1 protein-coding gene is annotated in these 370 nt (G+C 59.5%); it reads right to left on the reverse strand.

All coding sequences use genetic code 11. The annotated features are described in order from the left end of the window. The coding region (locus EN807_RS33215) for an ATP-binding cassette domain-containing protein (RefSeq protein ID WP_246684517.1) at positions 1–343 on the reverse strand (343 nt) is incomplete at its 3' end. Positions 344–370: the final 27 nt, after the last annotated feature.

The raw sequence follows: 370 nt of genomic DNA on the forward strand, positions 1-370 counted from the left end.
GCGCGGTCGCCGCCGAAAAGGCCAGTCGCGCGGCCATCCCTTGGCTGTAAGCCTTGAATGGCAAATCGATGAAATCCCCGAGCTCGCTGAAAGCAATGATGTCCTCCATCTTCTCTTCGATCTCGGCTTCCGTCCACCCGCTGATCAGTCCACGCAAAACGATGTTCCTGCGACCGGTGGCCTCGCGACGAAAGCCTATGTTGATGTTGAACAGAGCGTCGACTTTTCCTTCTATCGCCACGTTTCCGGCGGATGGCTCGTAGATGCCGTAGAGCACCTTGAGAAGGGTAGTCTTGCCGGCACCGTTCGGGCCAACCAGCCCCAGCCGGTCGCCGGCCTTCAATTCGAAACTGACGCCGTCGAGCGCCTG

Source organism: Mesorhizobium sp. M5C.F.Ca.ET.164.01.1.1, from assembly GCF_004792125.1.
Classification (GTDB): Bacteria; Pseudomonadota; Alphaproteobacteria; order Rhizobiales; family Rhizobiaceae; genus Mesorhizobium; species Mesorhizobium wenxiniae.